We start from the raw sequence: 12,798 nt of genomic DNA on the forward strand, positions 1-12,798 counted from the left end.
GACCCAAACGAACAAAATATAATTGTCCATGAAAAAACTGCTACTTTCTTCCATTGTTGTTATCATTGGATTCACTTTTATAGGGAGGCTTTCATATTTGCAGCTTTTTCGATTTTCTCCAGATCAAGTGCTAGAAGATCCAGCAATTAAAAAGATTTATGACTATCCAGAACGTGGTTATATCTATGACCGAAATGGGGAGTTAATGGTTGGAAACCAACCTGCCTATGACGTCATGGTCATTCCTCGTGAGGTAAAACCTTTAGATACCCTTGAATTCTGTAATCTTTTAAAAATTGATAAAGACCAATTCATCAAAAAAATGAAAAAGGCTAGGGTTTATTCCCCTAGACTTCCCTCTGTTTTGGTGCCGCAATTATCGAAAGAAGATTATGCCCGACTTCAAGAAAAAATGAGGCATTTTGAAGGCTTCTATATCCAAAAAAGGTCTTTACGTTATTATACCACAAATAGCGCAGCAAATGTCTTGGGTTTCATTAGTGAAGTAAATGAATGGGAGCTGAAAAACAATCTATATTATGTTGCTGGAGAACTCAAAGGCAGAAAAGGAGTTGAAGAACAATATGAAGAACTCCTGAGAGGTCGAAAAGGGGTAAAACATATTCAAAAAGATAGATTTAATAGGGATATTGGTCCTTACAAAGGAGGAAAATTGGATACTCTTCCCGAACAGGGAAAAGAAATCCATATTACTTTGGATAAAACCCTGCAAGAATATGGGGAACGATTGATGCATGGAAAAAGAGGTGGCATTGTTGCCATTGAACCTAAGTCTGGGGAGATACTGGCCATGATATCAGGTCCAACCTATAACCCTGCACTTTTGGTAGGTCGCGAGAGGTCCAGAAACTATACCAAGTTGCATTATGACACCATCGCCCAACCTCTGTTTGATCGTTCAATATCAGCTGAGCCCTCACCTGGATCCCCTTTTAAAACTTTGAATGCTTTAGTTGCGCTGCAAGAAGGAGTAATTGACCAAAAAACAAAGTTTAGGTGTTACAATGGTTTTTATGTGGGTAATCAGAAGAAAGGTTGCCACTGCGGAGGTGGAGTCCGCAATATGAATTCAGGAATCTATCAATCTTGTAACGCTTATTTTGCTGGAACCTTTAGAAAGATATTTGAAAAATACCCCACAACCGATGAGGGTATGGATATGTGGGAAAAACATATGAAAAGTTTTGGTCTTGGAGGTTATTTAGGTACGGACATCCCCACTGGAAGACCAGGAAGAATTCCCGGAAAAGCTTTTTACGATAAATGGTATGGCGATGGAAGTTGGGCTTCTTCAACCATTATTTCAAATTCCATTGGACAAGGAGAAGTTGCTGCCACTCCATTACAGCTAGCTAATATGGCAGCTGCAATTGGTAACAGGGGATACTATTACACCCCACATGTTCTCAAAACGGTAGGAAATATGGGCGCTATTGACCCAAGATATACCGAACCTCATTATACAACCATCGACCGTGAATTTTTTGAGCCGGTTATAGAAGGCATGGCTAATGTTTATAAATATGGAACGGCTCGATGGGTGCAGATTCCAGGAATTGAAATAGCAGGAAAAACCGGGACAGTAGAAAACTTTACTCGAGTGAATGGAGAACGCATGCAATTAACCGACCACTCTGTTTTTGTGGCTTTTGCACCTGTTGATAATCCCAAAATTGCTATAGCCGTCTATATTGAAAATGGTTATTACGGCTCCCGCTATGCGGGCCATATAGCCTCATTGTTGATTGAAAAATATATAAAAGGGGATATCACAAGAAAAGATTTGGAAAAACGAATGCTTGAAAAGACCTTGGAACATGAATATGCCAAACCCTACAGCGGCGAACCTTTCAAGATAAACGAGTATGTCTGGTAGGGGTATTTTTGGGCGGATTGACTGGTTAACCGTTTTTATCTACGCCTTTTTGGTTTTTATTGGATGGGTAAATATTTACTCCACCACCATGACAGAGGCCAGTACCTCAATTTTTGATTTCTCTACACTCTACGGGAAACAACTTTTTTTCATTGGACTGGCATTCGCAGGGATCATCTTTGTTCTTTTTATAGAAACCAATTTTTTTGAGCGTTTTGCTTCCATCTTCTATATCATAGCCATGTTGTTATTGCTTGGGTTGTTTGTTTTCGGAAAGACGATAGCCGGTGCAACTTCTTGGTACGATTTGGGCTTTTTCAATTTACAGCCTTCAGAACTGGCCAAAGTTGCAACCGCCCTAGCACTGGCCAAATATCTGAGTGATATACAAACAGATATTAAAACCCGTAAGCATCAACTTTATGCACTGATTATAATACTCTTACCGGCCTTATTGATTCTGCCGCAACCAGATCCAGGAAGTTCATTAATTTACTTTTCCCTGTTTTTTGTGTTGTTCAGAGAGGGCTTCCCCTTATACTATTTAGGGATATTGGTAATTGCAGTTGTACTCTTTGCGACAACCTTAATGTTCGGAACAGTTTGGGTAGGAATTGGACTTGGAATCTTGACGGTTTTGATCTTTACTTTTAAAAGAGCCACTACAAAGATTCCTATTCTACCATTTGCTCTGGTTCTTATTGTTTCCATTCTGTTTTCATTATCCGTAGGGTTTGTTTTTGAAAATGTCTTTGAGCAGCGTCACCGAGATCGTTTTGCGCTTTGGCTGAGTTTGGAAAAGGACGAAGGAAAACTTGAAGAAATCAGAAAAACCATTGGTTATAACACGTATCAATCTGAAAAAGCCATTGAATCTGGCGGGTTTTTTGGAAAAGGTTTTTTGGAGGGTACACGAACCAAGGGAGATTTTGTTCCGGAGCAACATACCGATTATATTTTCAGTTCTGTCGGAGAAGAATGGGGGTTTGCCGGAACAACAGCAGTTATTTTGCTGTTCTCCATCTTATTCCTTAGGTTGATTTTTATAGCAGAGCGGCAGAAAAACGATTTTAGTAGAATGTATGGTTATGGGGTTATTTCCATTTTGTTCATTCACTACTTTGTAAATATTGGAATGGTAATCGGACTATTACCGACCATCGGTATTCCCTTGCCTTTTTTCAGTTACGGAGGCTCCGGTTTGATTTTCTTTACCATGCTTCTTTTTATTTTTCTGAAGTTGGATTCAAACCGACTTAAGGATGGGATTTAAAAAGCCCAGTTTGAAACATCTACTTTTTCTTCAACTTTTTTCTGCCAATCCATGGACTGCTTCTCAAAAAAGTTGATAGAGGTCGTTTCCTCCAATTCGTCTATGGGCACCAAAAAACTCTTGAGTGAAGCAGAACTCTCCTTGTGTGGAATAAAAAAACAAAGCACCTTAATTGAATTCCCGTCCTTTCGATACACAATTTTGTAAAATGCGTTGGGAACATCTACATCTTCCTCTCCGATTTCTTCCAGTCCATTTGCTAAGACCCCTCCGGTAATAATTGACAAATCGCCATACTTTTTGCACCAATACCGCACCTTCTGTTCCAATCTATTCCAGATACCAGCATTAAAATGTTTGTCCTGTGGAGCTATGTTACTGGTATAAAAAGTTTCATTGTAAGCCTGTTCCGAAAAACGTCGATCTCCAGCTGGGCATAAATGTCCCCTGTCATAACCTGACCCTTTGTAATTTCTCCAATCGGCAGATTTGGTTCTCACCTTTGGGTCCTCAATAAAATAAGGTCGTTTTCTGTCATCATAGGTTAAATGCGATTGGCTTAATTTGTATGCTACCCATTCGGCTTGCTCATGTGGCTCACTATACGATAACATAAAGTGCTGATGCCTCACAATATCACCAGTAGAAGAACTTGGTAAAAAACCTTCATTAAAAGATGCGGCCACTGCATCTGCTTCCGGTTTGGAATACGTGTCCGGTGTGTAAAAGTTTTCAAATATCCAAAAACCTACAACACATACTAATAAGAGAATTGTATAGATAGTTTTATTCTTCATTTTCAAGTTTCAGCAAAACTAACTAACTATTTAAAATAAAAAAGGCCGGCTTTACAAGCCGACCTTTTTTTATTCTTTGTTGTGCTTATCCTTTAACACTGGCAAGTTTTCTTTCGCTGTTCTTGATATTGTTCAATTGCAGATCACGTAGTACGTTTATTGCTTCTTCAACATAAAGGTCTTTCGCCAAATTTTTATGCCAACGATCTCTTTTTTCTCTTAAAACTGGATCTTGGGTAAACAATTCGGTTTCATACTTCAATGATTCAAAGGTCAATTGAGAATCATATTCCCTTAGACTTTTAAACTGCTCAGACCTTTTTTTCGCTTGACTTTCGCGTACTTTATAGTCATCATAATTTAACGAAACCACTGTTTCATCCTGCTGTTCTTTCAACCACTTAGCATTTTCCTCAATAAGTCCTATGTACTTATTCCCTGCCATTCTTGCTTTACTATTGGCCACCGTGGTCTCAAAATCTATGTATCCATCCCATATTTTATAATCCGCCGGAGTTATTTTATCCCAACCTAGTGGGTTCTCTTGGTCTCTTTCACCCAAATCGATATAACTGTATCTGTCCGGAACAACAATATCACTCTTTACTCCTTCCAATTGCGTTGACCCGCCATTGATTCTGTAGAATTTTTGGGTAGTAAGTTTGATAGCTCCCAAATCTCCATGCTCATTGCTTCGGACAATGTTATCCAAAGGAATCACATTCTGTACGGTTCCCTTTCCAAAGGTCTGCTTACTTCCAATAACAACGGCTCTTTTATAATCTTGCATAGCTGCAGCTAAAATCTCAGAAGCCGAAGCTGATAATTCGTTGACCAAGATTACCAAAGGTCCATCCCATTGAATTCGTTCGTCTTTATCTTCGTGCACTTCTTTTCTTTGACCAGATGATCGCACTTGAACAACAGGTCCATCTTTTATAAACAACCCGGCCATCTCAACCACGGTTTTTAGAGAACCTCCTCCATTATCACGCAAATCAAGAACGATTCCCTCAACACCCGCTTGCTTTAAACGTTCGACTTCTTTGGCAACATCTGTGGCGGCATTGCGCTCTGTATAGTCTTCAAAGTCAACATAGAATTTGGGTAAATTGATCAGACCATATTTATGGTCTTCTCTTTCTACCGTTGCTGATTTGGCATAGGCTTCCTCGAGCAATACCACATCACGGGTAATGGAAACAATTTCGATTGTTCCATCAACTTTTCGAACGGTAAGGTCAACGATTGTTCCTTTTGGGCCTTTTATCAATTTGATGGCGTCATCAAGTCGCATACCCACTATATCGATAGGTTCTTCCCCTTCCTGGCCTACTTTTAGAATTTCATCCCCTACTTCAAGACTTTGATCCCTCCAAATTGGGCCTCCGGAAATAATCTCCATGATTCTGGCACCTTCCGGTTTTTTCTGCAACCTGGCTCCAATTCCCTCAAACTTACCAGACATTCCAATGTCAAATTTCTCTTTATCGTCCGGAGCAAAATAAAAGGTGTGTGGGTCAAATTCATCCACTATGGTATTGATATACTGCACAAACCAATCTTTACGCTCAAGGTCATCTATAAAATCAAAGAATTCATCCAAAGTATTCAAAGTATTCTCCCGAGCTTCTTTCTCGGTCAAATTCCTATCAATTTTATTGGAAATAGACTGAAAGGTCATTACCTCTGCAACTTCATCATCTTCTGGGGTTCCATTGATTTCTATAATTCGATTTTCAACCTTGCCATCAAAAACACCTAAAGTGTTGTATTTAAGTTGTTTTCTCCATCTTTCCTTCAGCTGCTTTTTGTTAGCTGCAAATTCTTGGTCTTTATAATCAATGTTGATTTCCTCTTGAAGTGTATAATCAAATGGTTGTGATAATACTTCTTTGTAGATTTCCTTTGCATCTCCCATTCGTTTCTTCAATCTCTGATAAACAATATTGAAAAAAGTGATATCGGTGTTTCTGATTTCGTCATCGATCATAAATCGATACTTTTCGAACTCTCTGATGTCACTCGCCAAAAAGTATCTTTTTGTTGGGTCCAAAATATCGATGAAATCATCAAAAACGTTGGAAGAAAAATTATCGTTCAAATCTTTAGGTTCATAATGACCCCTTTCCAAGACATAAGTGATCAAATCTAAAAGCAATTTGTCCTTATCATCGTTTTCGAAAGATTTATTTGTAAAACTGCAGGAGGCTACTGCAACAAGAATTACCAAAAGTGCCAAGGTGAAATTCTTTTTCATAATATGTATTTATTGGGACCTAATTTTTAGTCGTAAATGACCGGTTCTTCATTAAATCCAGCTCCGTTTCTGTTCATATGAATTCCCTAAGATACTGAAAAAACCGTGCCATATTCGTGCGCCGTATTTAATTTTTTGTTAAACGGCAAAGGCATCATATCCTTATGAAAAACGTATTTTTACGTCATTAATTATTCAAAATGAAAAAACCACTCATCCTAGTCACCAATGATGATGGAATTACCGCTCCTGGACTTAGGGCGCTCATCCAAGTAATGAAGGAAATTGGAGAGGTATTAGTGGTTGCTCCCGATAGTCCTCAATCGGGTATGGGACATGCGATAACCATTGACAGCACACTATATTCCAAAAAGGTAGTTATAGACCATGAGGAAGGTGCTCCTAGTGAATATAGTTGCAGTGGAACACCTGCAGATTGTGTTAAGCTTGGCTTACAAGAAATTTTGGATAGAAAACCGGATATATGCGTAAGTGGAATCAATCATGGCTCCAATGCATCGATAAATGTGATTTATTCCGGAACCATGAGTGCTGCCATTGAGGCAGGTATTGAGGGTGTTCCTGCTATAGGATTTTCACTTTGTGATTATTCCTGGGATGCGGACTTTGACCATGCCAAAGCATCGGTAAAGAAAATTGTTGAAGAAGCGCTGACTCAGGGAATTCCTAAAGGCACAGTGCTCAATGTAAACATTCCAAAAACAGATAAAGAACCAAAAGGCATTAAGGTTTGCAGACAAGCGCGTGCCAACTGGAAAGAGCAATTTGATAAGCGCACAAGTCCCACAGGAAAGGATTATTATTGGCTTTCAGGTGAATTTGAACTTCTGGATAAGGGTGAAGATACTGATGAGTGGGCATTGGCACAAGGCTATGTCTCCGTTGTTCCAACGCAGTTTGATCTTACCGCTCACCATGCCATTTCACGTATTAACAATTGGAACCTAAATGAATAATAAAAAAGAGATTTTGATAGGTTTTGCTGTTGGAATCATAGCAAATACCGTAGGTACCCTAGCATATATTTTACTTTTTTCCGATTTATCCATTTCTGAAACCTTTAGTGCTGCCGTTAAACAGGGCCATATTGGCAGTTTATTGGCATTAGGTGCTATTTTAAACTTGGTAGCTTTTTTTGGTTTTTTAAGGATAAAAAGGGATTATAGAGCTAGAGGAGTCATGATTGCTACACTTTTGACCGCAATGGTGATTCTTTACTATAAAGTTTTTGCATAAGATTGAGCCATTGACTTAGTTTAGTATCTGAATAGCATTTAAATGAAATATTACATAATCGCCGGTGAAGCTTCAGGAGACCTACATGGGTCTAACCTCATCAAGGCCTTAAAGCAAAAAGACCCTGAAGCCCTGATTAGGTGTTGGGGCGGTGATTTAATGCGTAATGCTGGCGGTGATTTGGCCAAACATTACAAGGAAATGGCTTTTATGGGTTTTTTGGAAGTTCTAAAAAACATTCCCACCATATTCAAGAATATTTCATTTTGCAAAGAAGACATTCAAAAGTTTGACCCAGATCTCATCATTTTTATTGATTTTTCTGGCTTTAATCTTCGGATTGCCAAATGGGCCAAGAAGCATAATTTTAAAACCAATTACTATATCTCTCCCCAAATTTGGGCCTCTAGAGAGGGTAGGATTGAAAAAATAAAGCGGGATATCGACAATATGTACGTTATTCTTCCTTTTGAAAAGGAGTTCTACGAAAAGAAGCATAATTATCCTGTTCATTTTGTTGGCCATCCACTTATAGATGCCATAGAAAACACTCAGATTGCTGATGAAGTTACTTTTCGAAAAGAAAACGACCTCCATCCACAAAAACCTATAATCGCCCTTTTACCAGGAAGCAGAAAGCAGGAAGTTCAAAAAATGTTGACGGTCATGTTGTCGATAAGTAAAGACTTTACCGACTACCAATTTGTAATAGCAGGTGCTCCTAGTTTATCCGATGATTTTTATCGCCCCTTTTTATCAACCCACGAAGTGGGCTATGTATCCAATCAAACTTACTCATTGTTGAAACACTCGCATGCCGCTTTGGTCACAAGTGGGACAGCTACATTGGAAACGGCACTTTTTGAAATCCCTCAAGTCGTTTGCTATAAAGGCAATTGGATATCCTACCAGATTGCAAAACGGATTATCACTTTGGACTACATCTCGTTGGTCAATTTGATAATGGACAAAGAAGTGGTAAAAGAATTGATTCAGAATGAGTTAACCACAAAAAATCTGAAACCAGAACTTTCAAAAATCGTAGAAGGAGAAGTACGTGATCGCATATTGGCTGACTATAAAACTTTGAAGGAAAAATTAGGCGGAAATGGCGCAAGTCAATTAGCAGCCAAATTAATCATCGAAAATGCTTAATTTATACACCAAGAGTAGAAAAATTATTCTTGAATGCTAAAAAAGACCCTCTGTTTTCTTACACTTTTATTTCTTATCGGATGTGGTTCATCAAAAAAAAGAACCCATAGCAATAGTAAGCCCAAGCCCATAGTTGTATCTGTAGATGGTTCTGCAGAAGAAGTTGCTCCTCCCAAAATATCCAAAAAAGAAGAAAAGAAAAATGAAAAGGCCAAAGCCATCATATCTACTGCATTGACCTTTAGCGGGACTCGATACAAATTTGGCGGGACCACCTCAAAAGGAATGGATTGTTCTGGGCTTGTTTTTGTCGCTTTAAAAGAAAACGAGATTCTTTTCCCCAGGGTTTCCTATCAAATGGCCGAAGAGGGTAAGCGCATAAAACTCACTCAAGTACAAAAAGGAGATCTCCTTTTTTTCAAGACCAGTAAACGTGGTAAACGGATTAACCATGTGGGATTGGTTGTTGATGTAAAAGGAACAGATATAAAATTTATACACTCCACAACCTCAAGGGGTGTCATAGTTTCTTCCCTTCGGGAGGGATATTGGAACCATGCTTTTATAAAAGCAACGCGAATCTTATAGCATAGTGCGATTTTTTGATTTTGTTTCCATAAGGTTAACCTTATGCTTGGTTGTGGGTATTATTTTAGGATTTTATCTTGAAATCAAGCCACGTATTCCCTTTTATTTAATGCTGGGGTTACTCCCCATTTTATATTGGACAAACAAAAAACAGACTCGGAAAGGGTTCGCTTTTTTCGAGTTTATCGCTATTACCCAGACTATTCTTTTGGGTGTCTTTGTTATTACCCTATCACAATCCAAAAATTTGGAGCACCATTATTCCCAAGCTGATTTTAAGGGTCGTAAAACTTGGGAAATCAAGATAAGAGAGGTACTTAAGCCAAGTGCTTATAGCCAACGATACATTGTTCACGTCCTTTCTCTAGAAAAGAGAAAATCCAATGGAAAATTGGTGTTGAGCATTCCTAATGATTCCACCTCAATAAAATTGAAAGTGGACGATGAACTTTTTGTATTCGCCAATGCTCAGGTAATCAAACCTCCACTTAATCCTTATCAATTCGATTATAAAGATTTTTTGAAGAAGCAAGGAATTTATCATCAGATTCAAGCGCAATCCGAACAGCTCCTAATCGCGAAACAACCTGCTAAAACAATTTTCGGTATCGCTTCAAATCTAAGAGAGCATATTATTCTAAAATTAAAGGGTAAAAACTTTGGCAAGGATGAGCTCAGTGTAATCCAGGCATTATTATTAGGGCAACGCGATGACATTTCAGAGAACACTTACAATAGTTACCGAGATGCCGGAGCTATCCATATCCTGGCCGTTTCTGGGCTTCATGTCGGTATTTTGTTATTGTTTTTCCAATTTCTGCTCACTCCTTTGGAAAAGTTGCCAAAAGGAAAGACTTTAAAACTGATTCTTATAATCTTATTGCTTTGGGGTTATGCCGTTCTTGCCGGTCTCTCTCCATCCATAGTCCGAGCCGTGACCATGTTCACATTTGTAGCATACGCCATGTATCTGAATAGGCCTACGAACTCGTTCAATATCGTGGCTCTTTCCATGTTCTTTATCCTATTGTTGAAGCCGCTCTTTCTTTTTCAGGTAGGTTTTCAAATGAGTTACGCCGCCGTTTTGGCCATTGTTTGGATTTATCCCAAACTCCAGCGATTCTGGTTCCCAGATAACTTTATCGTTCGTAAAACATGGCAGCTTCTTTCAGTTAGCATTGCTGCCCAATTAGGTGTTTTACCAATCAGTTTGTATTATTTTCATCAGTTTCCTGCGCTGTTTTTTATTTCGAATCTTTTAATAATACCCTTTTTGGGGATTATTCTTGGCATGGGTGTTTTGGTCATCGTGCTTTCAATGGTAAGCATTCTTCCGGATTTTTTGATAGCAGCTTTTGACAATTGTATCAAATTGATGAACGCTGTTATCTCATGGGTGGCCAAACAAGAAAGTTTTGTGATTCGAGATATTCCATTTGATTCCATTGAATTGGTATCGGGCTATTTTCTTATTATTTCCATAGTTGTGTTTCTTTCGAAACCAATACTTAAAAACACTTTAGTGTTTTTGACATCCATTATAGTCCTTCAAACATGGGCCATATATAGACAAGCTCAGTTAAGACAGAAGGAATCTGTGATTCTGACGCATCAACATAGAAATACTTCACTCCTGTATCAAAATGGGGATACTTTGCTTCTTTATACAACCGATAGCATTCGAAATACTCGTGCGGTAAAGGACTTTACTATTTCGGAGCGCATATCATACGTTTCAAACAATCCCCTAAACCAAAGTTTCTTCCTCAATAGGAAAAAGTTGTATATAATGGATAGTTTAGGCATCTACCCCCCTACAAAACACATTGATTTTCTACTATTGATCCAATCCCCAAAAATCAATTTGGAACGATTAATCGACTCCATACAGCCTAAAGTGATTTTGGCTGACGGCAGCAATTATAAATCTTATATCCTTAAATGGAAACAAACATGTAATAATAAAGAAATCCCTTTCCACAGCACAAGTGAAAAGGGATTTTATGTTTTTGATTAGGAATGATCAATGGACGTTGCCCATCAATTTTTTCATCAGCGGTCCAAAAACCAGTACCACCACCCCTGCTACCAAGGAATATTTGGCGATAAGACTAAAGCCATCCAGATAAACATTCAAGGTGTCAAAACCACCAACATTTGCATCAGTGCTTTCGATGGCCAACTGTTTGGAAATGAACCCTACAATCTGAAAAGCATAGGCAGAAGACAAAAACCACACACCCATCATAAATGCCACAATGCGTTTTGGTGATAAATCTGTTATTTTGGAAAGTCCAACCGGAGACATAAACAGCTCCCCTACAGAAATCAAGAAATACAACGCCAGTAGATATGAAAAAGGAACCATTCCATTTTCATCTGCACTACCTCCACTAAGTGATACTACGTAAAATGCCAAACCGGCCAACACGAGTCCCATTCCAAACTTGTATGGTGTTCTCGGGTTTAGTTTATTTCGTGCTAATTTCGTCCACATCACAGAAATCGGAATGGAAAGTATAACGATGAATATGGAATTCAGCGCATTCGTCTGACTTGCATTAATCAATGAAAGGTTCACATTACGTGCAGCAAAAAGTGTAATTACACTACCATGTAACTCATGGAATCCCCAAAAAATCGTCATAAAGAACGTAATCAGAACGGCCATAAATAACTTCTTCCGTTCATCCTTAGAGGATTTGATCATGATGGTTGCCATATACACTACAACCGCAATTCCTATGAGATAGAACAACAGATTGACAATATTGGTGTCCCCAAGAGCCGTCCCTTCTTCTCCTAATGACTTATAGGAATATAACAAGAATGCTATCAAAGGAGCAGCTAAAAATGCTAGTATCGGAATTAAATGTTTCTGTGGAAGACCTAACACCTTTCTCTCGTAGACTTCCATGCTTGGCGGTTTTCCTCCATCTCCAAAAACGTTCTTTTTGATACCACTCCAAAAGAATAAAAGTCCGGCCAACATTCCGATGCCCGCCAGACCAAAACCGTAGTGCCAACCGTAGGTTGCACCAAGCCATCCACACAGCAATGGAGCTATAGCTCCACCTATATTGATCCCCATATAAAAGATGGTGAATCCAGAGTCCTTTCGGGTATCGCCATCTTTGTACAAGGTTCCAACAAACGTTGAAATATTTGGTTTAAAAAATCCATTTCCCACAATGATCAAGGCTAAGGCCAAAAAGAAAGCCATGTTATTTTCTATGGCTAAAACAAAATGTCCTAAGGCCATTAAAACACCTCCTAAGAATATGGAAGCACGCATCCCTAAAATAGAATCTGAGATTTTACCTCCAATAACCGTGGAAGCATATACTAATGATCCATAGGAAGCATATACAGCCGCTGCAGCATAATCCCTAGTCGACAATGCCTCAAAAATGACATTGACCATGTAAAGGGTAAGTAGGGCCCGCATTCCATAGAAGCTAAATCGCTCCCATAGTTCAGCAAAAAATAAGTAGAATAGGCCTTGCGGATGTCCAAAAAGCTGTTTCTCACTGGCTGGTTTTACTGTATCTGACATATATTGATAAGTTTG

At 38.7% G+C, this 12,798-nt stretch carries 10 protein-coding genes; 7 read left to right on the plus strand and 3 right to left on the minus strand.

Features of this window, described 5'->3' with window-relative positions; genetic code table 11:
* Positions 1-28: 28 nt before the first annotated feature.
* Complete coding sequence (locus ACOKFG_RS00655) at positions 29-1,897, plus strand: penicillin-binding transpeptidase domain-containing protein (RefSeq protein WP_298791916.1); 1,869 nt, start codon at positions 29-31, stop codon at positions 1,895-1,897.
* Entirely contained in the window at positions 1,887-3,170 is a 1,284-nt protein-coding gene (gene rodA / locus ACOKFG_RS00660) for a rod shape-determining protein RodA (RefSeq protein WP_298791919.1), read from the plus strand. The genes ACOKFG_RS00655 and rodA overlap by 11 nt, the downstream gene beginning before the upstream one ends.
* On the opposite strand, the gene ACOKFG_RS00665 is transcribed toward rodA, so the two are convergent.
* A complete protein-coding gene (locus ACOKFG_RS00665; RefSeq protein WP_422861675.1) occupies positions 3,167-3,967 on the minus strand; it encodes a DNA/RNA non-specific endonuclease in 801 nt (266 codons plus the stop codon). The two genes, rodA and ACOKFG_RS00665, sit on opposite strands and share 4 nt — an antisense overlap.
* An 85-nt stretch (positions 3,968-4,052) precedes the next feature.
* Entirely contained in the window at positions 4,053-6,227 is a 2,175-nt protein-coding gene (locus ACOKFG_RS00670; protein ID WP_298791923.1) for a carboxy terminal-processing peptidase, read from the minus strand.
* A gap of 200 nt (positions 6,228-6,427) precedes the next feature.
* Here ACOKFG_RS00670 and surE point away from each other — a divergent pair, with 200 nt between their 5' ends.
* Genes surE through ACOKFG_RS00695 form a run of 5 tightly spaced genes read left to right on the plus strand, consistent with a single transcriptional unit; the run spans position 6,428 to position 11,244 of the window.
* Positions 6,428-7,204, plus strand: a complete 777-nt coding sequence (gene surE, locus ACOKFG_RS00675) for a 5'/3'-nucleotidase SurE (protein ID WP_298791925.1) — start codon at positions 6,428-6,430, stop codon at positions 7,202-7,204.
* Positions 7,197-7,484 (plus strand): hypothetical protein, encoded by a 288-nt coding sequence (locus ACOKFG_RS00680; protein WP_422861676.1) that lies wholly within the window; start codon positions 7,197-7,199, stop codon positions 7,482-7,484. The genes surE and ACOKFG_RS00680 overlap by 8 nt, the downstream gene beginning before the upstream one ends.
* A 42-nt stretch (positions 7,485-7,526) precedes the next feature.
* On the plus strand, positions 7,527-8,639 hold the full coding sequence (lpxB, locus tag ACOKFG_RS00685; RefSeq protein ID WP_422861677.1) for a lipid-A-disaccharide synthase: 1,113 nt from the start codon (positions 7,527-7,529) through the stop codon (positions 8,637-8,639).
* A gap of 33 nt (positions 8,640-8,672) precedes the next feature.
* Positions 8,673-9,227 (plus strand): C40 family peptidase, encoded by a 555-nt coding sequence (locus tag ACOKFG_RS00690; RefSeq protein ID WP_422861678.1) that lies wholly within the window; start codon positions 8,673-8,675, stop codon positions 9,225-9,227.
* A gap of 52 nt (positions 9,228-9,279) precedes the next feature.
* Positions 9,280-11,244 carry a ComEC/Rec2 family competence protein gene (locus ACOKFG_RS00695; RefSeq protein WP_299487627.1) on the plus strand — a complete coding sequence of 655 codons (1,965 nt, stop codon included), beginning with the start codon at positions 9,280-9,282 and terminating at the stop codon, positions 11,242-11,244.
* A gap of 6 nt (positions 11,245-11,250) precedes the next feature.
* On the opposite strand, the gene ACOKFG_RS00700 is transcribed toward ACOKFG_RS00695, so the two are convergent.
* The gene (locus ACOKFG_RS00700) at positions 11,251-12,783 is read right to left on the minus strand and encodes an oligopeptide:H+ symporter (protein ID WP_299170359.1); all 1,533 of its coding nucleotides are present in this window, start codon (positions 12,781-12,783) and stop codon (positions 11,251-11,253) included.
* Between the last annotated feature and the right edge of the window lie 15 nt (positions 12,784-12,798).

Source organism: Flagellimonas rhodophyticola, assembly GCF_049332665.1.
GTDB lineage: Bacteria > Bacteroidota > Bacteroidia > Flavobacteriales > Flavobacteriaceae > Flagellimonas.